At 72.6% G+C, this 24,047-nt stretch carries 23 protein-coding genes; 13 read left to right on the top strand and 10 right to left on the bottom strand.

Annotated elements, in window-relative coordinates; translation table 11 throughout:
• The first annotated feature begins 129 nt into the window (after positions 1-129).
• The 5 genes from HS99_RS06990 to HS99_RS06970 all read left to right on the top strand — a co-directional run bounded on the left by HS99_RS06990 (position 130) and on the right by HS99_RS06970 (position 6,379).
• Positions 130-3,222, top strand: a complete 3,093-nt coding sequence (locus HS99_RS06990) for a sensor histidine kinase (RefSeq protein WP_050366449.1) — start codon at positions 130-132, stop codon at positions 3,220-3,222.
• Entirely contained in the window at positions 3,219-3,638 is a 420-nt protein-coding gene (locus tag HS99_RS06985; RefSeq protein ID WP_030283024.1) for a roadblock/LC7 domain-containing protein, read from the top strand. Before HS99_RS06990 ends, HS99_RS06985 begins: the two co-directional genes overlap by 4 nt.
• 209 nt (positions 3,639-3,847) lie before the next feature.
• Positions 3,848-4,177: a DUF742 domain-containing protein gene (locus tag HS99_RS46350; protein ID WP_232543114.1), complete on the top strand. Its 330-nt coding sequence runs from the start codon at positions 3,848-3,850 to the stop codon at positions 4,175-4,177.
• Positions 4,178-4,280: 103 nt separating this feature from the next.
• Positions 4,281-4,817, top strand: coding sequence for a GTP-binding protein (locus HS99_RS06975; protein WP_030283018.1), 537 nt, complete (start codon positions 4,281-4,283; stop codon positions 4,815-4,817).
• A gap of 836 nt (positions 4,818-5,653) precedes the next feature.
• Positions 5,654-6,379, top strand: coding sequence for a winged helix-turn-helix domain-containing protein (locus HS99_RS06970; RefSeq protein WP_043388456.1), 726 nt, complete (start codon positions 5,654-5,656; stop codon positions 6,377-6,379).
• A 103-nt stretch (positions 6,380-6,482) separates the two neighbouring features.
• Here the strand turns inward: HS99_RS06970 and HS99_RS06965 are convergent, their stop codons facing one another.
• Entirely contained in the window at positions 6,483-7,475 is a 993-nt protein-coding gene (locus tag HS99_RS06965; RefSeq protein ID WP_030283014.1) for an aldo/keto reductase, read from the bottom strand.
• A 322-nt stretch (positions 7,476-7,797) separates the two neighbouring features.
• Here HS99_RS06965 and HS99_RS06960 point away from each other — a divergent pair, with 322 nt between their 5' ends.
• The 4 genes from HS99_RS06960 to HS99_RS06945 all read left to right on the top strand — a co-directional run bounded on the left by HS99_RS06960 (position 7,798) and on the right by HS99_RS06945 (position 10,634).
• Positions 7,798-8,367: a TetR/AcrR family transcriptional regulator gene (locus tag HS99_RS06960; protein WP_030552199.1), complete on the top strand. Its 570-nt coding sequence runs from the start codon at positions 7,798-7,800 to the stop codon at positions 8,365-8,367.
• Between the two features lie 109 nt (positions 8,368-8,476).
• A complete protein-coding gene (locus tag HS99_RS06955; RefSeq protein WP_030283010.1) occupies positions 8,477-9,088 on the top strand; it encodes a DUF4865 family protein in 612 nt (203 codons plus the stop codon).
• Between the two features lie 89 nt (positions 9,089-9,177).
• Positions 9,178-9,669, top strand: a complete 492-nt coding sequence (locus HS99_RS06950) for a carboxymuconolactone decarboxylase family protein (protein ID WP_078867254.1) — start codon at positions 9,178-9,180, stop codon at positions 9,667-9,669.
• Entirely contained in the window at positions 9,666-10,634 is a 969-nt protein-coding gene (locus HS99_RS06945) for a phosphotriesterase family protein (protein WP_046386778.1), read from the top strand. The genes HS99_RS06950 and HS99_RS06945 overlap by 4 nt, the downstream gene beginning before the upstream one ends.
• Positions 10,635-10,796: 162 nt before the next feature.
• On the opposite strand, the gene HS99_RS06940 is transcribed toward HS99_RS06945, so the two are convergent.
• On the bottom strand, positions 10,797-11,561 hold the full coding sequence (locus tag HS99_RS06940; RefSeq protein ID WP_030283003.1) for an SDR family NAD(P)-dependent oxidoreductase: 765 nt from the start codon (positions 11,559-11,561) through the stop codon (positions 10,797-10,799).
• A 137-nt stretch (positions 11,562-11,698) separates the two neighbouring features.
• Here HS99_RS06940 and HS99_RS06935 point away from each other — a divergent pair, with 137 nt between their 5' ends.
• Complete coding sequence (locus HS99_RS06935) at positions 11,699-12,310, top strand: TetR family transcriptional regulator (RefSeq protein ID WP_078656801.1); 612 nt, start codon at positions 11,699-11,701, stop codon at positions 12,308-12,310.
• A gap of 137 nt (positions 12,311-12,447) precedes the next feature.
• Positions 12,448-13,599, top strand: coding sequence for an alpha/beta hydrolase (locus tag HS99_RS06930; protein WP_030282999.1), 1,152 nt, complete (start codon positions 12,448-12,450; stop codon positions 13,597-13,599).
• A gap of 64 nt (positions 13,600-13,663) precedes the next feature.
• On the opposite strand, the gene HS99_RS06925 is transcribed toward HS99_RS06930, so the two are convergent.
• The 3 genes from HS99_RS06925 to HS99_RS06915 all read right to left on the bottom strand — a co-directional run bounded on the left by HS99_RS06925 (position 13,664) and on the right by HS99_RS06915 (position 16,099).
• On the bottom strand, positions 13,664-13,993 hold the full coding sequence (locus HS99_RS06925; protein ID WP_046386777.1) for a MoaF-related domain-containing protein: 330 nt from the start codon (positions 13,991-13,993) through the stop codon (positions 13,664-13,666).
• A 538-nt stretch (positions 13,994-14,531) separates the two neighbouring features.
• Complete coding sequence (locus HS99_RS45770) at positions 14,532-14,939, bottom strand: hypothetical protein (RefSeq protein ID WP_157846577.1); 408 nt, start codon at positions 14,937-14,939, stop codon at positions 14,532-14,534.
• Positions 14,940-15,301: 362 nt separating this feature from the next.
• Positions 15,302-16,099 (bottom strand): IclR family transcriptional regulator, encoded by a 798-nt coding sequence (locus HS99_RS06915; protein WP_063736401.1) that lies wholly within the window; start codon positions 16,097-16,099, stop codon positions 15,302-15,304.
• A gap of 201 nt (positions 16,100-16,300) precedes the next feature.
• Here HS99_RS06915 and aceB point away from each other — a divergent pair, with 201 nt between their 5' ends.
• Positions 16,301-17,953, top strand: coding sequence for a malate synthase A (gene aceB / locus HS99_RS06910; protein ID WP_030282990.1), 1,653 nt, complete (start codon positions 16,301-16,303; stop codon positions 17,951-17,953).
• A 145-nt stretch (positions 17,954-18,098) separates the two neighbouring features.
• Positions 18,099-18,500, top strand: coding sequence for an allophanate hydrolase-related protein (locus tag HS99_RS06905; RefSeq protein ID WP_030282988.1), 402 nt, complete (start codon positions 18,099-18,101; stop codon positions 18,498-18,500).
• A gap of 293 nt (positions 18,501-18,793) precedes the next feature.
• On the opposite strand, the gene HS99_RS06900 is transcribed toward HS99_RS06905, so the two are convergent.
• From HS99_RS06900 to uraD, 5 genes are all read right to left on the bottom strand, one after another.
• A complete protein-coding gene (locus HS99_RS06900) occupies positions 18,794-20,179 on the bottom strand; it encodes an 8-oxoguanine deaminase (RefSeq protein ID WP_030552196.1) in 1,386 nt (461 codons plus the stop codon).
• Positions 20,180-20,249: 70 nt separating this feature from the next.
• A complete protein-coding gene (locus HS99_RS06895) occupies positions 20,250-21,755 on the bottom strand; it encodes a nucleobase:cation symporter-2 family protein (protein ID WP_078958666.1) in 1,506 nt (501 codons plus the stop codon).
• Positions 21,756-22,067: 312 nt separating this feature from the next.
• Positions 22,068-22,988: a factor-independent urate hydroxylase gene (gene pucL, locus HS99_RS06890; protein ID WP_030282981.1), complete on the bottom strand. Its 921-nt coding sequence runs from the start codon at positions 22,986-22,988 to the stop codon at positions 22,068-22,070.
• A gap of 30 nt (positions 22,989-23,018) precedes the next feature.
• On the bottom strand, positions 23,019-23,354 hold the full coding sequence (gene uraH, locus HS99_RS06885) for a hydroxyisourate hydrolase (protein ID WP_030282979.1): 336 nt from the start codon (positions 23,352-23,354) through the stop codon (positions 23,019-23,021).
• Positions 23,355-23,462: 108 nt separating this feature from the next.
• The gene (gene uraD / locus HS99_RS06880) at positions 23,463-23,966 is read right to left on the bottom strand and encodes a 2-oxo-4-hydroxy-4-carboxy-5-ureidoimidazoline decarboxylase (RefSeq protein ID WP_050366448.1); all 504 of its coding nucleotides are present in this window, start codon (positions 23,964-23,966) and stop codon (positions 23,463-23,465) included.
• Between the last annotated feature and the right edge of the window lie 81 nt (positions 23,967-24,047).

The raw sequence follows: 24,047 nt of genomic DNA, 5'->3' as shown, positions 1-24,047 counted from the left end.
GAGGCTTCCCCAGCCTCCTCCCCCAGGCCTCCCCAAAGTCCCGCCGAACCCGCCCCCAGCACCCCAGCACCCCGGAACCCCTCCGTACCGCTCCCCGTCCGCGCCTGGCACTTCCCGACCGAGGACTCCATGCGTCTGCGCAGCAGCTCGATCCGCGCGAAGATCATCGCGCTGCTCCTGGTGCCCATCGTCGCGCTCATCGCCCTGTGGGTGTACGCGACGCTCGCCGCCACCGGGGACGCCTGGAACCAGCTGGCGATCAGCCGTACGTACAAGGACTACGGAACGGCCGTGGACCAGTACGCGGGCGACCTGCAGAACGAGCGCCGCGCCGCCGTCCAGCACCTGGCCGACCCGAACTCGCCGGTCGCCCGGGACGCCTTCGCCCGCGCCACCGCCGCCACCGACCGCAGCCTCGCCGTGCTGCGGCAGAAGAAGGATGCCGCGGGCGACCGGCTCTCCACCGCCCAGCGGGCCCGCCTGGTGCAGATCATCGCCGCCGCCGACCAGATCGGCCCGCTCCGGGCCCAGGTCGGCCGTCTGGCGCTCAACTGGGAGTTCGCGCTCGGGCAGTACAGCGACCTGGTCCGGCCGGTGTTCGGCTTCCGGTCCGCCTACGTCGCCCGGCAGAGCGGCCAACTCCCGCGTCAGGGCACCATCCTGATCGAGCTGGTGCGCGCCCGCGAGTACCTCTCCCAGGAGGACGCGGCGATGGAGGGCCTGCGCACCGGCGCGACCAGGCCCACCCCCGAGCAGTACCAGACCGCGCTGGACGCCCTGCACGACCAGCAGGCGCTGTACACCGTCTACATCGCCGAGCTCGAGCCCGCCGACCAGGCCGACTACATCGCCCTGCGCGGCGGCGAGGCCTGGGCCGCGCTGGCCCGCGCCGAGGCGGACTTCGTCGGCGCCGGCGGCCCCGAGCGGGTGGTCCAGGCGCTCAACGCCGACAACTGGCGGCAGACCGCCGACCGCTCCCTCGGTGACCTCTCCTCCATCAACTCCCGGATCGCCGCCGGACTGGACGACCGCGGCCGCTCCGCCGCGATCGCGGCACTGTGGCGCGGCGGCATCGCCGGTGCCATCGGCCTGGTCGCCGTCGTGCTGTCGGTGCTGATCTCGTTCCGGATCGGTCGTGGCCTGGCCCGCGAGCTGATCAACCTGCGCAACGCGGCCAACGAACTCGCGACCACCCGGCTGCCCGCCGTCATGCTGCGGCTGCGCCGCGGCGAAGCGGTGGACGTGGCCGCCGAGGCGCCCGAACTGCACTTCGGACAGGCCGAGATCGGGCAGGTCGGCCAGGCCATCAACGCCGTCCAGCGGGCCGCCGTCGAGGCCGCCGTCGAGCAGGCCGAACTGCGCCGCGGCGTCTCGGCCGTCTTCGTCAACCTGGCCCGGCGCAGCCAGGTGCTGTTGCACCGCCAGCTCACCCTGCTCGACACCATGGAGCGCCGCACCGAGGACCCGGCGGAGCTGGCGGACCTCTTCAAGGTCGACCACCTCACCACCCGCATGCGCCGCCACGCCGAGGGCCTGATCATCCTGGCCGGCGGCTCGCCCGGACGTGCCTGGCGCAAGCCGGTCCGGATGGTGGACGTGGTCCGAGCGGCGGTCGGCGAGGTCGAGGACTACGCCCGGGTGACCGTCCGGCCGTTCCCCGGCACCGGCCTGCTCGGCAGCGCCGTCGCCGACGTGACCCACCTGATCGCCGAACTCGTCGAGAACGCCGCGGTGTTCTCTCCGCCCAGCACCCAAGTGACCGTCCAGGGGGAGGTGGTGGCGCACGGCTTCGCGCTGGAGATCGACGACCGCGGGCTCGGCCTGGGCGAGCAGCTCCTCGCCGAGATCAACGAACGTCTGGCCGTGGAGCAGGAGTTCGACCTCGCCGACACCGACCGGCTCGGGCTCTTCGTGGTCAGCCGGCTCGCCCGGCGGCACGGAATCCGGGTCCATGTCCGGCCCTCCCCGTACGGCGGAACGACGGCCGTGGTGCTGATCCCGCGCGAGCTGCTGGCGGAAGCGCCGGACGGCCTGCCGGAGCCGCCCTCCGCCGGGGCCGGTGGCCGCCGCCCGGCGGGACGGACGGCCGGTCGCACGACGGGGCGGCGCGACCTGGTCGCGGTGCCGGACCCGGCCCCGGGCGCGGGCGCGGCTGTGGGCACCCCTGCAGGGCCGGACCCGGTTCCCTCCTCAGCCTCGGAAGCGGCGGAGAGTCCGGCCGGGCGGCACCGGGGCAGCGGCGGTCCACGGCCGTCCGTGCCCGAGGAGGGGCGTACGGCCAACGGGCTGCCGCGCCGGGCGGCGCGGACCAAGGGCGGCCCGGTCCTGGTACCCGCGCCGGGGACGGACGCCGAGGGCGCGTCGGGAACCGGGCGGCACCGGCGGGAGGCGGCGGAGGCCGCGGCGCTCCACGGGCAACTGGAAGCCGCGCCGGTGGACCGCGCTTCCCTGGGCGCCGCTGCCGCTGCCGCGGACGCCGTTGCCCTGGACGCCGCCCGGGAGGACGGCTCAGTGGACACCACCCCGGTGAACACGGCGGCGCCCCGGACGCCGGGCGGCCTGCCCCGGCGGGTCCGGCAGGCGAACCTGGCACCGCAGCTCAAGGAGCAGGCGAAGGAGCGGCTCCGCGGGGAGACCGGGGCCGTGGACCGCGCAGCCGGGTCGGGCGCGCGGGCCGTCGAGGCACCGGACGCCCGGGACGCCCGGGAACGCTCGCCGGAGGAGGCCCGGGCCACCTTCGCCTCGTTCCAGCGCGGCTTCACCCGTGGACGTGGGACCACCGCCCCCGCCAGGACCCAGGACGGCACCGTTCCGGGCCGGGCCACCGGCGGCGACGCCCCGGCCGCAGCGAACCGTCCGGCCGCGCCCAGCAGCCGCCCAGCGCCCGGCACCCGCCCCACGGCCGTACCGGCCTGGCAGCCTCCGGACCCGTCCCGGCGGGCGATCAGCCCGGCGCCGGCCCCGGCGGCGCTCCCCGGGCCCGACCCCGAGGACGCCGGCCGAGCGCCGCTCATCCGCCGGATCCAGCCGGGCCAGCCGGTGCGGCGGAACCCTGCGGGCGCCCCGCCCGTACCTCAAGTGACACCCTCAGCACCCGTAACACCGGAAGTACCGGCAGTGCCCGCACCACCCGCAGGACCCGGACAACCCGCAGGACCCGCGGTATCCGCAACACCCGCAGTGCCCGCATCACCCGCTCCAGCGGAAGGAACTGATTCATGACCACTTCGACGCAGCCGTCGGGGGACCTCAACTGGCTCCTGGACGACCTGGTGGGCCGCGTCGCGGCCCTGCGGCACGCGGTGATCCTCTCCAGCGACGGGCTGGCCACCGGTGCCTCGCGCGACCTCGACCGGGAGGACGCCGAGCACCTCGCCGCCGTCGCGGCCGGGTTCCACAGCCTGGCCAAGGGCGCCGGCGGGCACTTCAAGGTCGGCGGCGTCCGGCAGACGATGGTGGAGCTGGACGAGGCGTTCCTGTTCATCACGGCCGCCGGCGACGGCTCCTGTCTGGCCGTGCTGAGCGAGGCCGAGGCGGACATCGGCCAGATCGCCTACGAGATGGCCCTGCTGGTCAAGCGGGTCGGCGAGCACATGGCCGCCGAGCCGCGCACCGAAACCGCCGCGCCGAGGGGCTGAGCGGTCCGATGGCGGATCCGAAGGCGGACGGGCCGGGCGGCCCGGCGGCACCGGAGGGCTCGACGACACCGGCCGGGCCCGCCGGCGCGGAGCAGGTGCCGGGGCCGGAGTCCCCGGACGGACCAGAGGTCGACCTGTTCCGTCCGCGCACCCCGGCCGACGACCGGTGGTTCGACGACGAGGCCGGCCCGGTGGTGCGGCTCTACTCGATGACCCGGGGCCGCACCCGGCCGGTCGAGGAGGGCCTGTTCGACCTGATCTCGCTGGTCACCGCCAAGGACCCCGGGCCGGACGCGGGGGCCGTGCCCGCGCACGTCCTCGACCCGGAGCACCAGACCCTACTGGCCTGGTGCCGTCACGAGCCGCTGTCCGTCGCCGAACTCGGCTCCTACACCGACCTGCCGGTCAGCGTGGTGCGGGTCCTGCTCGGCGACCTCTACGACGCCGACCTGATCAGCGTCACCCGACCCGTTCCGCTCGCCGAGCTGCCGGACGAGCGCCTGCTGCGAGACGTGATCAATGGACTCCGTGCGCTCTGACCACACCCCGCCGAGCACGTCCGGGCACGCTCCGGGCAGTGCCGGACCGAACCCGGCCGGGAGCGCCAACGACCCGCGCTGGCGGGGCGGGCCGGGCGTCGCGGTGAAGATCCTGGTGGCGGGTGGGTTCGGCGCGGGCAAGACCACCCTGGTCGGCTCGGTCAGTGAGATCCGGCCGCTGCGCACCGAGGAGGAGCTCAGCGAGCTGGGGCGCCCGGTGGACGACACCTCGGGCGTGGAGACCAAGCGCACCACCACGGTGGCCATGGACTTCGGCCGGATCGACCTGCGGCCCGGCCTCGCGCTCTACCTGTTCGGGACGCCCGGGCAGGACCGGTTCTGGTTCATCTGGGACGAGTTGGCGCGCGGCGCGCTCGGTGCCGTGGTGCTCGCCGACACCCGGCGACTGGCCGACTGCTTCCCCTCGGTGGACTTCTTCGAGCAGCGCGGCATCCCGTTCCTGGTCGCGGTCAACTGCTTCGAGGGCACCGAGCGCTTCGCCCCGGAAGAGGTCCGGGACGCGTTGGACCTCGACCCGGGGATCCCGGTGGTGCTGTGCGACGCGCGGCTGCGGGAGGACGGGAAGGAGTTGCTGGTGACGCTGGTCGAGCACGCCGCCGCGCTCCGCCGACGGGCCTGAACGCAGGCCCGAGCCCAGAGCGGGGTGCAGGACCGAGCGGAGGCTTGAGCGCAGATCGAGGCGCTGGCCTGAGGGGCCGTGGGATCGCCGCTGGTCAGAGGCCATCCGCATATTCGGCGTCTCATTCGGCCGTCCATATGCCGGACGTTCGACGTCCGGAAGGTTGCCTAGACAGCCTCGGGCGTGGAAGGCTCTGTGGACGGAAGCCGTCCCGGCCGTGCCGCCGGGAGGGCCGTCAGAACGACGCAGCACGACGCCGAACGAGGCAGGACGAAGGGGGAGGGCAGCAGGGATGACCGTCGACCAGCGACGCATCGCCTCCGTGCCCGGTCCCGTCATGCCGGTGCTCACCGTCCGCCGCTACATCGACCACGCGCTGATCTGCAGCGCCTGTTGTCGCTGACCGGCTTCGCCCCGACCCGGTACGTCCCCGGCACCTCCGGCCCACACCCGGCCGCCGTCCGACGCACCATCGAACCCGTCGACCGGGCCGCAGCGGATCACCCGTCAGGTGCGCCCGCGCCTTCCCAACCGGCCCCGGGCCTTCCCAACCGGCCCCGCCCCGCGGAGAAACCACCAGTGAACATCGTCCGCCCCAGCAGCCCCACCGGTCGGACCGGTCCCGGCACGGACTGCCGACGGGGTCGCCACGACCTCGAGCCGTTCTGGCCGTCCCGGCAGCCGCACCTGTTCGACCAGACGTGTCCGGGCTCGCCCAGCGCGTCCCGGCCCTCCGCCCGCTGAACCCGACCCACCCGGTCCAGCTCCGGCAGTACGCCCGGTCGACGCGCAGACGACTCCACCCCGTCCGTCACGCGCGAAATGAGCGGCACACCATGTCTTCCTCCTCCACGGCCACCCTGCCCCTGCCCACCGCGACCACCCCGCACCTGCGCGCGGTCCGGTCCGTTCCCTCCCTCTCCGCGATCCCCTCCACCGCCCCGGCCGTTCCCGGCCCGTCCGGCTCCCCGGTCGTCGGGCCGAGCCGTCCGGGGGCGGTCCCGTCCGCCGGGCCGCAGCCCGGTGCGGTCGTACCGCCGGCGCCCGCCTCGCTGCTCGCCGCACTGCCGGAGGGAGCGACCGTGGTCGCCGCCCTGCCCCAGGGTGCGCTGCCGCAGGGACTGCTCGCCCAGTACGGTGCCCAGGCCGGCGGGCCCGCGGGCCACCCGATGGTCGGCTACCTGGTGCTGGTGCCGGCCGAGAACCCGACGCCGGCACCGGGCGGCCTGCCCGGGGCCGGCGCAGCGGGCGCCGTGCGGCCGGTCCGTCCGGCCGGACGCGGCATCACCGTCGACGCCGAGCGGCGGAACGCCTACGTCGACGGGCGGCTGCTCGACCTCACGTACCTGGAGTTCGAACTGCTGGCCCACCTCACCGAGCACCCGCAGCGGGTGCACACCCGGGACCACCTGGTCTCGGCGGTCTGGGGCTACGGCCACGTCGGCGACGGCCGCACGGTCGACGTGCACGTCGCCCGGCTGCGCCGCAAGCTCGGACCGACCTACCGCGACTCGATCGTGACGGTGCGCCGGGTCGGGTACAAGTACACGCCGGTCCACTGATCGAAGGGATCGGCCGGAACGACAGGTGACGGCTGACAGATAACAGATGACAGCTGACGGATTTCATCAGCTGTCATCTGTCATGCGTCGGTGGCGGCCGCTCTCACGCGCTCAGCCGGTCGATCTCCGCCAGCTCCTCCTCCGTCAGCGGCCCGCCGGCCAGCGCGTCGAGGTTCTGGTCCAGCTGGGCCACGCTGCTCGCCCCGATGATCACCGAGACCACCCGAGGGTCCCTCAGCACCCAGCACAGCGCCAGCTGGGCCAGGCTCTGCCCGCGCCTCTCGGCGACCTTGTTCAGCGCCCGCAGCTGCTCAAGTTTCGGCCCGGTCAGCACCTCCTCGGTCAGGAACCTCCCGACCGACATCCGCGACCCGGCGGGCACCTGCCCGGAAAGGTAACGGTCGGTCAGCAGCCCCTGCGCGAGCGGAGAATAGGCGATCAGGCTGGTCTGGGTGTCGCCCACCGCGTCCAGCACGCCGGCCTCTTCCACGTGCCGGTCGAGGATCGAGTACGCCGACTGGTTCATCAGTGCCGGCGTCCCCAGCTCGCGCAGGATCGCCGCCGCCTCCCGGTGCTGCTCCGCCGGGTAGTTGGAGATCGCCGCGTACAGCGCCTTGCCCGAGCGCACCGCGCTGTCCAACGCCCCCATCGTCTCCTCGATCGGGGTGTCCGGGTCGTAGCGGTGCGAGTAGAAGACGTCGACGTAGTCCAGCCCCATCCGGCCGAGCGACTGGTCCAGGCTGGCCAGCAGGTACTTGCGGCTGCTGCCGTTGCCGTACGGGCCGGGCCACATGTCCCAGCCGGCCTTGGTCGCGATGAAGAGCTCGTCGCGGTACGGCCGGAAGTCCTGCGCGAAGAGGTAGCCGAAGTTGCGCTCCGCGCTGCCGTACGGCGGACCGTAGTTGTTCGCCAGGTCGAAGTGGGTGACGCCGCGGTCGAAGGCCCGGCGCAGCACCGCCCGTTGCACGTCGAGCGGTTGGGAGTCACCGAAGTTGTGCCAGAGCCCCAGCGAGACGGCGGGCAGCTGCACGCCACTGCGGCCGGCCTTCCGGTAGGTCATCGAGGCATAGCGGTCATCCGCGGCGAGGTAGCTCATGGCGGACATCTTGCCAGCAGGTCCGGCCTGATCAAGCCCTGCGTGATGCCGCCCCGGCGGTCCGGCGCGAACGTCCCCCGGCCGCCCGCCCGCGCAACGCGCCGCGCACCCCCTGCCCGGCGTGATGCCCGCCACCGTACGTGACGTGACGCGCGCCACCGGCCGTGACGGAATGCCCAACGCCGGCGCGGGGGATGACGAACGGTCGAGGGGCCGTGGCCGCCGGGGGGCGGCGCACGGCCCTCGATCCTCCGGCGCAGTCCCATCCAGGATTCGGGGAACCCCTTCCCTTCTGTACCTACTGGTATGTACAGTGATCCACATGACCACCCAGGACCGCCTCATCGAGAGCACTCAGGCCCTCCTCTGGGAGCGCGGCTACGTCGGCACCAGCCCCAAAGCCATCCAGCAGCTCTCCGGCGTCGGCCAAGGCAGCATGTACCACCACTTCAACGGCAAGCCCGACCTCGCCGCCGCCGCCCTGCGCCGCAGCGCCGAGCAGATGCGGGGTACCGCCGAGGCCGACCTCGCCGCCCCCGGCACCGCGTACGACCGGATCGCCGCCTACCTGAACCGCGACCGCGAGGTGCTGCGCGGCTGCCGGATCGGCCGGATGGCCCAGGACCCGGACGTGGTCGCCGACCCGCAGCTGCGCGCCCCGGTCGAGGAGACCTTCGACTGGCTGCGCGGCCGGATCGCCGAACTGGTCGCCGAGGGCCAGGCCCACGGCGAGTTCGCCCCCGGCCTCGACCCGGCGGACACCGCCGCCGCCGTGGTCGCCGTCGTCCAGGGCGGCTACGTCCTGGCCCGCGCCGCGGACAGTGCCGCGCCGTTCGAACAGGCCGTCCGCGGCGCCCTCGGCCTGCTCGCCACACGGCGCCGGCAGGCCTGACGGGCGACGTCCACCGCACACGACCCCCTCCGGCCGCCCGCCCCCCTCGGGCGGGCCCGCCGCCTCCGGCCGCCCACGCCGCCAGCCGTTCGAGCCCAGGAGCCCCGCCGTGCACGCCATGCAGTACGAGATCACCCTGCCCGCCGACTACGACATGGGCGTCATCCGCAAGCGCGTGGCCGACAAGGGCCACCTGCTCGACGCCCACCCCGGGCTCGGTCTCAAGGCGTACCTGGTCCGCGAGCGCGGGCAGGGCGGTTCGCCGGTCAACCAGTACGCGCCGTTCTACCTCTGGCGCACCGCCGAGGGCATGAACGGCTTCCTCTGGGGCCCGGGCTTCCGCGGACTGAGCGCCGACTTCGGCCGCCCCGCCGTCCACCACTGGCTCGGTGCGGGCCTGGTCGAGGGCACCCGCACCGACGCCCCGACGACCGCCACCCGCACGACCGTACGGCTCCCGGAAACCGCGGACCCGGCCGAGGCCCTCGAACAGGCCGTCGCCGAACTCGCCCAGTTCGCCGCCTTCACCGAGCTTCCCGCCCGCCCCGGGCAGTCCGCCCTGCACACCGCCGCCGTCGCCGTGGACCCCAGCCGCTGGGAACTGCTCACCCTCGCCCTCTGGCACGGCCCGGCTCCCGAGGACGCGCCTGGCACCCGCTACCAGGTGCTGCACCTGTCCCGCCCCGAACTCGACCGGCTGCCGGCCGGCCGCCACTGGTGAAAGGCCCCGCCGCCGTGACCCCCGATCCCACGACCCCCGATCCCACGACCCCCAATCCCACGACCCCTGAGACCACGCCCCCCGAGCCGATGACCCCCGCCGACCTCACGCCCGCACCGCTCGACCGCGAAGCCGGGTACGCCCTGCTCGCCGAGCTCGCCGGCCCGGTCGCCGTCGCCACCCTCGGCGGCCTGGACGGACTCGCTCCCGGCTTCGCCGACTGGATCGTCACCAGCCTGTTCGGTGGCACCTACCAGCGCCCCGGTCTGGCCCTGCGCGACCGCCAGATCGCCAACCTCGCCGCCCTCGCCGCCCTCGGCGGCGTCGAGCCGCAGCTCGCCGACCACGTCCGCAACAGCCTGCGGATCGGCATGACGCGGGAGGAGATCACAGAGGTGATCGTCCATCTCGCCCCGTACGTCGGCGTCCCCAAGGCCCTGGCCGGCCTGCGGGTCGCCGCCTCCACCTTCACGGCGGCCGAGGCCCCGACGACCAAGGCCCCCGCCGCCGGCACTCCCGAGTCCGACACCCCAGCGCCCGACACCTCGGCGTCCGTCACCCCGGCGGAGGCCCGCGCATGACCGCCGCCCCGGCCGCCCCGACCGTCCGGACTGTACGGACCGTCCTGGGCGACATCGACCCCGCCCAGCTGGGCGTCACCGACTCCCACGACCACCTGTTCATCCGCAGCCCCCGCTTCCCCGGCCAGGAGCTGGACGACCCGGCAGCCGCCGAGGACGTGCTGCGTGCCTACGCCACCGTCGGCGGCCGCACCCTCGTCCAGTGGACGCCGTGGGGCATGGGCCGTGGTGCGGACGCCCTCGCCGAGCTGTCCCGCACGACCGGCGTCCACATCGTCGCCGCCACCGGTGCGCACCAGACCGCCCACTACGCCCCGGGCCGCTTCCCCGGCCCGGACCTCCCGATCCCCGACCTCCAGGCCCCGTACGCAGACCTCGCCGAACGCTTCGTCACCGAGCTCACCGCCGGGCTCCCCGGCGCCCCCGAGGGCGTGCGACCCGGCCTGATCAAGATCGCCGACGACGCCGGCCCGCTCACCGCGCACACCCGCCGGACGATGGCCGCCGCGGCCGAGGCCCACCACGCCACCGGCGCCCCGATCGCCGTGCACCTCGAACCCGACGGTGACCCGCACGGCGTCCTGCGCAGCCTCCACGGACGGCACGGGGTCCGCCCCGACCGGATCGTCCTCGGCCACCTCACCCGTTTCACCGACCGGTCGCTGCACCGCAGTCTCGCCGCCGAGGGCGTCTTCCTCGCCCTGGACAGCCCCTCCCGGATCGGTCACCCCGCCGACCTCCAGGCCTTCGACGTGATCGCCGACCTGGTCGAGGCGGGCCTCGCCGACCGGCTGCTGCTCGGCGCCGACACCACCACCCGTACGGCCCGTGAGCTCGGCGGCCCCGCCCGGCTGCTCACCGACCTCGCCCCGCGGCTGTCCCGCACCTTCGGGCCCGAGCTGCCCGACCGACTGCTGCTCGCCAACCCGGCGTCGGCCTTCGCCGTTGACTGGTGCACCCCGTGAACGCCCGGCGGGGGAGCGGCTGACCCCCGCCGGGCGCACGCGGTCACCTAGCACGGCCACCTGCGGCCGGGACGAGGGCCGCAGGTGGCCGGAGAAACCCGCGGGGCCTGTGCCGTACAGGGGACGGCACAGGCCCCGCGCCCGACCGGGCCGACGGACGGGTCACATGTGGGTGCCGCCGTCGATGCGGAGTTCGGTGCCGGTGACGAAGGCGCCGTCGTCGGAGGCCAGCATGGCGATCACGCCGGCGACCGTCTCGGGGCCCGCGAAGCCCTGGCCGAGGGCGGGGGAGAGCTTGGCGAGCAGGCTGAAGTCGGCGTCGGCGGGCAGGCCCGGGTTGTTGGTCATGCCGCTGTCGATGCTGCCCGGCGCGACGCAGACCGCGCGCAGGCCCTGCTTCGAGTACTCCGAGGCGATCGCGTGGGTGAAGGACTGGATGCCGCCCTTGGTCGCGGCGTACGCGGCCATGTAGGGGTGGGCGAAGGCCGCGGAGGTGGAGCTGAAGTTGACCACCACGCCCCGGCCGGTCGCGAGCAGTGCGGGGAGGGCCTCGCGGGTCATCAGGAAGGTGCCGGTCAGGTTGACCGCCAGGAGCTCGTTCCAGAACTCCAGGGTGGTCTCGTGGGTGTGCGAGGAGCGCAGGATGCCGGCCGCGTTGACCAGGACGTCCAGGCCGCCCAGCGCCGCGACCGCCTCGGCCATGCCCGTGACGACGGCGGCCTCGTCCGCGATGTCGAGCACCTGGACGGTCAGGCGGTCGGCGGTGCCGTCGGCGGTCGCGCGGTCCAGGGTCCTCTTCAGGCCGTCCTCGTTGACGTCGACGGCGACGACCGTCCCGCCCTCGGCGAGGATCCGGTGGACGGTCGCCTGGCCGATGCCAGAGCCGCCGCCGGTGATCAGGACGTTCCGTCCGCTGAAGCGCTCCATGGTGGTACTCCTTCGTTCGCGGTCTCTCGACCTCGAGAGGCACAATACGCCTGAATGGCACGTCGTGCCAAAAAGTCCTGTCGTGCCTCCTCGGCGTGCGGAGCCATGGCGGCACGGAACTGCGTACGCTGGCCCTCGTGACCGGACGCCCCACCCTGACCCAGCGCCGCCGTGACGCCACCCGGCTGGACATCGCCCGCACCGCCGCCGCGCTCTTCGCCGAGCAGGGCGCCGAGGCGACCACCGCCGAGGAGATCGCCGCCGCCGCGGGCATCTCGCTGCGCACCTTCTACCGCTACTTCTCGGTCAAGGAGGACGCCGTCGCCCCGCTGCTCGCGGCGGGCGGACAGCGCTGGGTGGACCTCCTGGCCGCGAGCCCGACGGACCTCCCGCTGCGCGAGGCGCTGGAACGCTCGGCGGTCGAGTCGCTGACCCCGGCCGACGACGAGGCCGTCGAGGCCATGCACTGGACCCGCAGCCTGCTGCGCGACCCGCGGCTGGACGGCACCTGGCAGCGCGTCCACGCCGGATCGGAGGAGCGGCTGCGGTCCGTGCTGGCCGCCCGCTGCCCGGACGGCGCCGATCCGCTGGAGATCCGACTGGCCGCCGCCGCGGCCACGACGGCGATCCGGGTCGCCCTGGAGCAGTGGGCCGGCTCCGACGCCCCGGTCGCCGGCCCGGGTTCCCCGCGGGACCTCGGCGCCCGCTGCATGCGCGAGCTCACGGCGGGGCTGCGACTCCTCACCTGACCCCCAGCCGCCGGTCAGCTGTCTCACAGCTCCCGCTAGGGTTGGTCCTCGCGCCCCCGTGGGGGAACCGGGGTGACCTCCTCGGATGTCCCTGAGCGGAGGGGACGCGGAGTTCGAGGCGTGGGAGCAACTGGGACATGGGTCTGACGAGCCACAAGGTGCTGGCGCTGGCCGTGCTGATGGCGGTCGTGATGATGGTCGGCACGGTCTGGCTCTGGCCCAGACTCGCCAAGAAGAGCTGGCAGGCGGTGCTCGGCCGAATTGGCACGCTGCTCGCCACCCAGGTCGCCGTGCTCGCCGCACTCGGCCTGGTGGCCAACAACTACTTCGCGTTCTACAGCAGTTGGGACGACCTGCTGGGCACCGGCAGCACCGGCCCGGTGGTGATCCACAACAAGGCGGACGCCTCCGGGCGCCTGATGGTGGAGACCATCGGCCAGGCCTCGGTCAAGGGCGGCGGCGCGATGGGCCGCGAGCCCAGCCAGTCCGGGGAGATCCGCAAGGTCCGGATCGACGGCCGGGAGAGCAGGCTGTCGACCGAGGGGTACGTCTACCTGCCGCCCCAGTACTTCCAGCCGGAGTACGCGCAGAAGCAGTTCCCGGCCGTGATCGTCAGCACCGGATTCCCAGGAATCGCCGAGAACCTGATCACCCGTTTCAATTACCCGGGTGCCGCCCTCAAGCTGCTGCAGGAGGGCCGGATGCAGCCGACCGTCATGGTCCTGATGCGTCCCTCGCCCGCACTGCCGCAGGACACCGAGTGCGAGGACATCCCGGGCGGAGCCCAGTCCGACACGTACTTCACCAAGGACGTCCCCTCGGCGATCGAGGCGAGCTACCGGGTCTCGGCCGACCCGCGGGCCTGGGCCTACATGGGCAACTCGACCGGCGGCTACTGCGCCGTCAAGTTGGCCATGCGCCACCCGGACGTCTTCCCGACTGCCGTCTCGCTGTCCGGGTACTACGAGGCCGCCGACGACCCGACCACCGGTGACCTCTTCGGCGGCAGCAAGCAGCGCCGCAACGAGGCCAACCTGATGTGGCGGCTGAAGAACCTGCCGCAGCCGAACATCTCGCTCCTGCTGGCCGGCACCAAGAAGGGCGACGGCAACTACAAGCAGGACACCGAGGCGTTCATCGACGCGGTGCACAGCCCGATGAAGGTCTCGTACAGCATGCTCGAGAACGGCGGCCACAACTTCGAGACCTGGAGCGCACTGCTGCCCTCCTCGCTGGAGTGGCTGTCCCAGCACCTCAAGGTGCCGGACCAGCCGGGCCGGACCGTCTGACGAGAGCGCACCGAACCCCGGGGACCGGCCACGGCCCCCGGGGCTCAGTGCGTCGCCACGCGGCTCAGGCCACCCGCTCCAGGGTCCCGGTGTGCAGTTGGCCGACCCGGCCGCCCTCGCCCTCGAAGGTCCAGAAGGCCCGCACGGTCAGCGCGTTGAGGTCCATCACGTGGCTGACGGTGATCCCGCTCTGCTCCGTCCAGCTGACGAAGTAGATCCCCGGAGCGATCTCGGCGACGTGCAGCCGCACGTCCTCCCACTGGCCCGCCGACTCGCCGAGGCCCTCCCAGCGCAGCCGTGCGCCGTCGGCCGAGTAGGTGTTGCGGAAGGCCGCGCCGTTGTCGACCCGGAAGACGTAGGTACGGCCGGCGAAGGCGGGCAGGGACGCGGTCATGGTGGGGCGGAACCTCTTCTCGGGAGCGTGGGACGGGCCGTACGGACCGGGCACACCGGGACTCGGCGCACTTGTGCACCGCGGAAAATGCCAGGGTTCCAATTTATCCGACCGGGCGGACTCGGGCGGCCCGCGCCACGGTGCGGTCCGCCACCGTCGCGCCGCTCACGCTGCGCGACCGGCCCCTGGGCCGGCGCCGGGACTGATCAATTCGGCGGCCACCCAGGGTCGTTGATCGACACCACTGTGAGCTGCGCGACAACCGGCCCGATCGAGTTATCCGTCCACGCGCGGACTGCCCAGCCTGCAACGGGTCGTCCGCCCCCGCGGACCCCGTCGCCGGGATGCCGAGTCCTGTCCACCCGCCGGCGGGCAGCCGAGCACGACAGCGGACGGGAGCGGGGGAATCAGGTCAGTGCCCGGCCCGTGCGCGCCGGCGTGCGGGCCGCGGCCAGGGGTGAAGCCGCTCCACAGCGTGCGCGTCCACCGCTGACCGCCCGGGGCGTGTCCGACACGCCCGCCCGCAGACCAGCCGCTCTCAGGAACCGGCAGCCGTCTCGACCACGTTCAGGTCGAACGGCTGCCGGTTGTTGCTCCTGTCCCGGTCGTCCGGGCTGCGCACCTCGACCGACCCGCCGGTCAGCATGCCCAGCCGCACGTCGAGGCCGACCCGCACCGGTACGAGCGCGGTCGCGCTGCGCCCCTGCTTCAGCCCGGCCCCGAAGACGCAGCGCACCTCGTGCCCGCCCCGCAGCACCGCACAGTCGGCGGGGAAGTACGGCCCCTGCGGGGTCACGCCGTCGGGCAGGGTGACGATCACGGTGAACGGCGAGGCCGTGGTGTCCGGGCCGCGGTTCGCGACGAAGGCACGGACGGTGGTCGTGCCGCCGGGCGGAGCGGCGTCCGGGTCCTCCCGGACCACCTCCAGGTCGGAGTCGGACCGCACGGCCGCCGGGCCCACCACCGGAATCCGCGGCTCCGGCCGGGGCGCGGTACGTGGGGCCGCCCAGGACGGCCCGGCGGCCAGCAGCGCGACCGCGCAACCCGCCGCCGTCGCCGCCGTGAACGCCGTCCCGCCGGATTCGACCCGAAGCCGCCTGCGCCTGCCCTGCCCGCCTGCCACCACCGCTCACCGCTCCCTCGTCCTCCGGCCGCCCGCTCCGTCGCGGGCCGCGTCCGCACCAGGGTGGTGGCACCGGGGCGCCGGACCCGGCGCAACCCGCCCACCGGTCCGTCGAACGGAGGACACTGCGGACGGCCGGCATCCAGGCCACACCCTCCCGCCGCAGCAGGAGGATTGACGTGGCGTCAGGGAGCGAGGACCTGTCCCAGTCGGGTCGCGATCTGGTGCATCACCGGCACCAGCGAGGACGCCCCCGCCTGCTCCTCCAGTGCCCGGATCCGGGCCTCCGGGCCGGACACCGACAGGGCGGTGGGCGTCGGCGCGCCCGGTACCGCGAGCGCGATGCAGCGGACGCCGATCTCCTGCTCCTGGTCGTCGACCACGTACCCGCGCTCGCGCGCCTCGGCGAGCTGGTCCATCAGCTCCTGCGGGTCGGTCACGGTGTACTCGGTGTGCGCGGGCAGCGAGTTGGGGCCCAGGATCGCGCGCGCCTCGTCCTCCGGGAGCTGGGCGAGCAGCGCCTTGCCGACGCCGGTGCAGTGCGGCTGCACCCGCCGTCCGACCTCGGTGAACATCCGCATCGAGCGCCGGGACTGCACCTGCCCGACGTACACCACCTCGCCGCCCTCCAGCACCGCCAGGTTGGCGGTCTCGCCGGTGGCCTCCATGAGCTCGGCCAGGTACGGCCGGGCCCAGCTGCCGAGCAGGCGGCCGGCCGTCTCCCCGAGGCGGATCAGCCGGGGGCCGAGGGTGTAGCGGCGTGCGGTGTCCTGGCGGACATAGCCCTGCTGGACGAGGGTACGAACCAGTCGGTGGATGGTCGGCATCGGGAGGCCGGAACTGCTGGAGAGCTCGCTGAGGGTGGCCACCCCGCCGGAGTCGGCCAGTGCCTCCAGGAGTTGGAAGGCGCGCTCGACGGACTGCACGCCGCCGCTCGCGCGGTCGGCGCCTGTCGTCGATGCTGTGTCGGGGGTCGCAACCACCGGCGTTCCCTTCGCTGTCGGGGAGGAGTAAAGTCCCGGCGACCTCTTCAACAAACCGTTGAAATTCTGTATCGCGGAAACTAGTCTCCACCTTACAGAATCGAACTCGCCGACAGGCGGGTATCGATCGAGGAAGTTCCCGAGGAAGTTCCCACCGGAACTCCCTCTGCCAGGCTCAACCGTCTTAGGAGTGTCCTGCTCATGGCTGCAGATCAGGGGCCCGTCGGCGCCTCCCCCGCCGCTCCGGTCGTCACTGTCGCCGGACCGCGCGTCCACCGGGCGGAGGAGGTGCTCACTCCGGAGGCGGTCGCCTTCGTCGTCGGCCTCCATCGCGCCTTCGAGGGACGCCGGCAGGAGCTCCTGGCCAGGCGGAAGGCCCGACGCGCCGAGATCGCCCGTACGGGCACGCTGGACTTCCTCCCCGAGACCGCCGACGTCCGGGCCGGGGACTGGAAGGTCGCCGAGGCGCCGCGCGCGCTCCAGGACCGCCGGGTCGAGATCACCGGCCCCACCGACCGCAAGATGGTCATCAACGCGCTCAATTCCGGGGCCAGGGTCTGGCTCGCCGACTTCGAGGACGCCACCTCCCCGACCTGGGAGAACGTGGTCAGCGGTCAGGTCAACCTGATCGACGCCTTCGAGGGCCGGATCGACTTCACCAGCTCGGCCGGCAAGGCCTACACCCTCAAGCCCGCCGCCGAACTCGCCACCGTCGTGGTCCGCCCGCGCGGCTGGCACCTGGACGAGAACCACCTGCTCGTCGACGGCGTCCCGGTCGCCGGCGCGTTCGTCGACTTCGGCCTGTACTTCTTCCACAACGCGGCCCGGCTGCTCGCCAAGGGTGCCGAGGACCCGAACTCCGGCCCGTACTTCTACCTGCCGAAGACCGAGAGCCACCTCGAAGCCCGGCTCTGGAACGACGTCTTCACCCACGCCCAGGCCGAACTCGGCATCCCGCACGGCACCGTCCGGGCCACCGTGCTGATCGAGACCATCACCGCCGCCTTCGAGATGGACGAGATCCTCCACGAGCTGCGCGACCACGCGGCCGGCCTCAACGCCGGACGCTGGGACTACCTGTTCTCGATCGTCAAGAACTTCCGCGACGCCGGCGAGCACTACATCCTGCCGGACCGCAACAGCGTCACCATGGCCTCGCCGTTCATGGCCGCCTACACCCGGCTGCTGGTGCAGACCTGCCACAAGCGCGGCGCCCACGCGATCGGCGGCATGGCCGCGTTCATCCCCAGCCGCAAGGACCCGGAGGTCAACGCGGCCGCGCTGGAGAAGGTCAAGGCGGACAAGGACCGCGAGGCCGGAAACGGCTTCGACGGCTCCTGGGTCGCCCACCCGGACCTCGTCCCGGTCGCCCGGGCCTCCTTCGACGCGGTGCTCGGCGAGCGGCCCAACCAGAAGGACAACCCGGGGCCGGCCGAGCCCGTCACCGCCGCCGAACTGCTCGACGTCGCGGGCGCCGGCGGCACCTGCACCCACGCCGGGCTGCACAACGCCGTCCAGGTCGGCATCCGCTACATCGAGGCCTGGCTGCGCGGGCTCGGGGCGGTCGGCATCTTCAACATGATGGAGGACGCCGCCACCGCCGAGATCTCGCGCTCGCAGATCTGGCAGTGGATCCACAACGGGGTCGTGCTGTCCGACACCGGCGAGAAGGCCACCGCCGAGCTGGTCCGCAGCCTGGTCGCCACCGAACTGGCCGAGCTCCGTGCCGAGTTGGGCGCCGAGGCCTACCAGGCCGGCCGCTGGCGCGAGGCCGCCCAGCTCTTCGAACAGGTTGCCCTGGCCGATGAGTTCGCGGACTTCCTGACCCTCCCCGCGCTTCCCCTGCTGGGCTGAGCACCAATCTATCCACCGGCGCCACCGCTGCCGCCTGCCGGGCTGTAGCAGTTCCGCCGCCCTTTGCTCCGTTCCGTACGGCGACGAATCCACCTGTCCTCTCGTCGCCGTACGGAACGGTCTTTTCCTCGCGAGGAGTTCACCGATGGCACGCATCTTCTTCAACGGCCAGGCGATGGTCGGCGGACCGTTCCACGGCAAGGTCGCCGACGCCCTGATCGGCCCCGCCCGCACCGCACCCGGGTACCGCTTCTTCTCCATCGACCACAGCGGCGGGACGGACGTCTGCCCGGGTCTGCTGGCCGACCCGGCCGTGGACAGCGCGATCGAGGGGGAGCTGTACGACATCAGCCTGGAGCGCCTGCGGGACGTCATCCTGCCCGGCGAGCCCCGGGAGCTGGAACTCGGCGTGATCAAGCTGGAGGACGGCTCCCCGTGCCTGTCCATGCTGCTGGCCCGGGGCGAGGTCGAGCGCGGCGTGCACCGCGAGATCACCCATCACGGCGGCTGGCGCGCCTACCTGGCGACGCTGGGGCGCGCGGGCTGACGGCTGGCGCCCTGATGGCCCGGCGGCCCGGCGGCCCGGCGGGGAACAGACTTCAGCAACAGATGACGAAAGTTGTCATCCGTTTGCTGAAGTCTGTCTGCTGAAATCTGTTCGTTGAAATCTGTTGGCTGCGTGTGTCCGCCAGCGCCCGGCCGCCGACCCCGCCCGCACATGCACCGCGGCCCCGAACCCTCGCCGTGGGTTCGGGGCCGCGGTCCGTACGCCCTGCCGGGCCTACGGAGTCCGGGTGCGCACCGTCCCTGGGCGCCCCGGAGCTCTTCGGTGTCGGGCCGTCACACCGGCCGGGAAGCCAGTTCCTTGGCGGCGCGGGCGCAGGCTCGGGCGATCCGGTCCTCGTTGACGGTGGTCAGCTCGCCCTTCTCGACCACGGCGTTGCCGTTGACGAACAGCACCGCCAGCGGCGGCAGCGCGCCGAAGGTGAGGGCCGCGACCGGGTCGGCGATCGAGGAGTGCATGACGCCGTCGATCTTCCACAGCGCCAGGTCGGCCAGCTTGCCGGCCTCGATCGAGCCGATCTCGTTCTGCCGGCCCAGCACCCGGGCCCCGCCCATGGTGCCCAGCCGCAGCGCCTGACGCCCGGTCAGCGCGGTCGGGTAGCCGTGCAGCCGGTTGATCAGCAGCGCGTTGCGCAGCTCGGTGCCCAGTTCGCCCGACTCGTTGGAGGCGGTGCCGTCGACGCCGAGCCCGACCGGTACGCCGGCCTCGAGCATGTCGGGCACCCGGGCGATCCCGGCGGCCAGGCGGGCGTTGGAGGACGGGCAGTGCGCCACGCCCGTGCCGGTCTCGGCGAACTTGGCGATGTCGGAGTCGTTCATGTGGACGCAGTGCGCCATCCAGACGTCCTCGCCGAGCCAGTCCACCGACTCGAAGTAGTCGGTCGGTCCCATACCGAACAGCTCCTTGCAGAACTGTTCCTCCTCGGCCGTCTCCGAGCCGTGGGTGTGCAGCCGGACGCCCTTGCGGCGGGCGAGTTCGGCGGACTGGCGGAGCAGGTCGGTGGAGACCGAGAACGGCGAGCAGGGCGCGATCGCCACGTGCAGCATCGAGCCGAACGAGGAGTCGTGGTAGTGGTCCACGGCGGCCTCGGAGGCGGCCAGGATGTCGTCGAGCTCCTCGACGGCGTGGTCCGGGGGGAGCCCGCCGTCCTTCTTGCTGCGGTCCATCGAGCCGCGCAGCGCGGTGAAGCGCAGACCGAGTTCCTGGACGGCCTCGATCGAGGCGCCGAGGACGTCCCCGCCGTCCTTGGGGAAGACGTAGTGGTGGTCCGAGGCGGTGGTGCAGCCGGACTTCAGCAGGGCGGCGGCCGAGCCCTGGCTGGCGGCGTGCACGAGCTTCTCGTCGATCCGGGCCCAGGTCGGGTAGAGGGCGACCAGCCAGTCGAAGAGGATGTTGTCCTGGGCGAGCCCGCGGGTGATCCACTGGTAGAAGTGGTGGTGGGTGTTGACCAGGCCCGGGGTGATCAGGTGGCCCTCGCCGTTGATGCGGCGCACCACGTTGTCCAGCCAGTTGGGGGCGGGGCCGTCCCCGACCGACTCGATCCGGTTCCCGAGGATGACGACGTGGCCGCGGGCGTACTCGGTGTCGGCGGCGTCGACGGTGGCGATCGCGACGTTCTCGATCACGATCCGCTGGTCGGCGGGTGGGGGCTGGACTGCCATGGTGTCACTCCTATGGGGGGAGGGTCGGGAGGGGCGCGCACCGCACGGTGCGCGCCCCTGCCCGGACCGGTCAGGACGGTGTCGCCGTCGGCACCGTCGCGCCGGGGGCCTGGCCGGATCTGGATTCCGGTTCCGGTCCTGACCGGCGGGCGGCCCCGACGTGGTGGAAGAGCAGGTTGAGCAGGACGGCCATCACGCAGCCGGCGGATATCCCCGAGTGCATCAGGGTCCGGACGGCCTCCGGGAAGGAGTCGTAGAAGTTCGGCACGGCGATCGGGATGATGCCGACGCCGAGCGAGACCGACACCAGGATGGTGTTGGCACTCGACTCCATGCCGGCCTCCGCGAGGGTGCGGATCCCGCTCGCCGCGACCGTGCCGAAGAGCACGATCCCGGCGCCGCCGAGGACGGGCTGCGGCACCAGGGAGACGAGCGATCCGAGCACCGGGAAGAGCCCGAGCAGGATCAGGATGCCTCCGCCGGCCGCGACCACGAAGCGGCTGCGGATCTTCGTCAGTGCCACCAGCCCGATGTTCTGGGCGAAGGCGCTGGCGGCGAAGCCGTTGAAGACGGGGCTGAGCGCGGTGGCCAGTCCGTCGGCCCGCAGGCCGGCGGCGAGCGTGGGTTCGTCGGCCTCGCGCTCGACGATCTTGCCGAGGGCGAGCATGTCGGCGGTGGACTCGGTCATCGAGACCACCATGACGATGCACATCGAGACGATCGCGGCGGCGTCGAACGCGGGCGCGCCGAAGTGGAACGGGGAGGGGAGCGCGAAGACCTTCGCGTCCTGGACCGCGCCGAAGTCGGCCAGCCCCAGCGGGAAGGCGATCAGGGTGCCGAACGCCAGACCGATGAGCAGGGACAGCTGCTGCCAGAAGCCGCGCAGCAGCCGGTTGCAGAGCACCACCGCGACGAGGGTGATCGCGGCGAGGCCGATGGCCCGCATGGAGCCGTATCCGGCGGCGCCCGGCGAGCCGCCGCGCGCCCAGTTCACCGCCACCGGGAGCAGGGACACCCCGATGAGGGTGATCACGGTGCCCTGGACGACCGGGGGGAAGAACCGGATGAGCTTGCAGAAGTACGGCGCCGCGAGGAAGCACAGGGCCCCCGCGACGATCACCGCTCCGAAGATCACCGGGAGGGCGTCCTTCGGTCCGTGTTCTTCGGCAATGGCGATCATGGGCGCGACGCCCGCGAACGACACGCCGTTCACGAACGGCAGTCGCGCGCCGATCCTCCAGATGCCGAGGGTCTGGAGCAGGGTGGCCAGTCCGGCGGTGAACAGGCTGGCCGAGATGAGCAGGGCGAGGTCGGCGGCGGAGAGTCCGACGCCGGCGCCGACGATGAGCGGGGGTGCGACGACCCCCGCGTACATCGCGGCGACGTGTTGGAGCCCGGTGGAGAACAGCTTCACCGGGGGCAGCACCTCGTCCACGGGGTGGATACCGGGGTGGGTACCGGGGTGGGTACCGGACCCGGACGGCTTGCCGGGGAGGCGGGTTGAGTCGCCGTCCAGGCCTGGGGTTCTTGCTGGGGTGGAACCGCCGTCGTTACTGCTGGTGGTGCTGGGTGCCATGTCGAGCCCCTCTTGTGCCCGTGGCTCCCGGCGCGCCCGTGGCGCTGGAGACCCCCCGAGGGCGGGACGGCGGAGCAAGGATCCCTCGGGGCGCTTCTCCAGTGCCCCGGGCCGGCCGCCGTGAGGCAGACACGAACTCCGGTTGGTGGGGGTGGAGAAACAGGTGGTGCGGGTGGTGCGGTCCGCCCGGACTCGACCGGCCCGTGCGGACCGGAGGTGCGGCGACTCCGGGCGGAGGCCGTGGGTGAGCGGGGTGGAGCGAGGTGGAGCGAGGTGGAGCAGGGGTGAAGCGGGTGGCGCGGTGGGGGGAGGTCAGACGACCGGGATGACCGGTACGACGCCCTCACGGTGCACGGTGCCCTCGATCAGGCCGTACATGCGGTCCGCGGCGTAGTAGACCTCGTTCTCGTTCTTCAGCCCGAAGGGCTCCAGGTCGACCAGGAAGTGGTGCTTGTTGGGCAGTTCGAGGCGCACCTCGTCGACCTCGGCGCGGTTGTTGAGGACCCGGGTGCCCATCGAGTGCAGGGTCTGCTGCAGCGAGTAGGAGTAGGTCTCGGCGAACGCCTCGAGCATGTGCCGCTTCACGTGGGTGTAGGAGCGGTTCCAGTTGGGCTGGGCCTCGCCGTCGCGACCGCTGTAGCCGTACTTCCAGCGGGCGGTGACCTGGGTGGCGAGGATGCGGTCGTACGCCTCCTGGAGGGTGGTGTACTTGTCCTTGATGTAGCCCCAGAACTCCGAGTTGGTGGAGTTCATCACGATCAGGTCCTTCAGACCGGAGATGACCTGGACCTTCTCGCCGTCGTAGACGACCTCGGTGGTGCGGGTCTCCTGGCCGCTGCGGACGAAGGAGTGGCCGACCTCCTCCGAGCCGATGAAGCGGGCCGAGCTGTCCGGCGTCTTGATCCGGTCCCAGGCGTACTCCTCGATCCGGATCCGGGCGCTGTGCACGACGCCGCGCTCGGTGTCGTCGACGAAGTGCCGGGCCAGCAGGATGCCGAAGGCCTCGGCCGAGTCGATGCCGTACTCCTTGGCGAAGGCGAAGACGGTGTTCTTGGTGGTGTCGGTGGGGAGGCAGTTGGCGTTGGACCCGGTGAGGTGGACGTCCTCGAACTCGCCCTGGAGGGCGACCGAGACGTTCAGGTCCTTGATCTCGTGCCGGGTGGAGTCGCGGTAGACCCGGACGATGCGGTTCTCCGCCTTGCCGTACTGGTTCTGACCGAGCACGTGGGCCATGACAGGCTCCTAAGCTTCAAGGTCGGTCTACTAGCTTCCGCGGTAGACCGAGTATCCGAACGGGTTCAGCAGCAGCGGCACGTGGTAGTGGTGCTGCGCGGGCGCGACCGTGAAGACGATCGAGACCTCGGGGAAGAACGGCGGCTCCTCGGACTTGCGCGCGTAGTAGGCGGCGGTGTCGAACAGCAGCCGGACGACCGAGCCCGCCTCCACGGCCGGCAGGTCCTTGACCCGGCCGTCGGAGTCCGTGGCGGAGGTGCCGAGCACCTGCCAGCCACCCTCGGTGTGCAGTGCGAGCTCGACCGGAACACCCTCGGCCGGGCGGCCGAGGCTGGTGTCGAGCACGTGGGTGGAGATGCCAGTCATGGGTGAAGTGACCTTACTGATGGCAGAGATGATCGCGCGTCAGTCGAAATGGTAAAGAGCGGCGCACGGGCGGCGTCGGACCGCCCACGAAGCATTCTTGACGAGAGGTCAGGAAGCGTCGAGGAGGCGGTTGAGCCGGATGTCGTTGATCTTGCGCAGTTCGCCCCGGACGATCTCCGCCTCGGTGGCGGGATCGTTGGGGTGGCGCTCGCGCAGCGCGGCGAGCATGGTGGCCGCGGTGCGGCCGGTCGCGCAGATCAGGAACACGTGGCCGAACTTGGCCTCGTAGGCGGCGTTGGCCTCGTGCAGTTCGTCGAGGACCGCTTGGTCCACGCCCTGGATCCCGGCCTGTTCGCGCTCGGAGGTGGCGTCGCCCGCCTTGGGCTGTCCGATCCGGGCGTGTCCGGCCATCGCGTCGCGCAGGTCCGCGGCGGTCAGTCCGGCCATCGCCGCCGCGTTGGCGGCGAGCAGGGCCTCACGGCTGGACCAGGGCTTGGCCTCCGCGACGGCGGCGGCCCAACGGGGGCTGGAGCAGACCTCCAGCAGGATCCCTTCGAGCTCGGCGGCATCGGCCGCGGCCAGGGCGTCAAGGGCGTGGGGGTGGTTGGTCACGGGTGGACCTCCTGAAGAGTGGTGCCACCCGGAAAAGCTAGATCGGCCCCACCCGGCCGTCAACAGTTTGTTGAACGGTTG

Source organism: Kitasatospora aureofaciens, assembly GCF_001188955.3.
Classification (GTDB): Bacteria; Actinomycetota; Actinomycetes; order Streptomycetales; family Streptomycetaceae; genus Kitasatospora; species Kitasatospora aureofaciens.
Note: the sequence above shows the minus strand (reverse complement) of the source record. Positions and strands in the feature narration are given on the sequence as shown.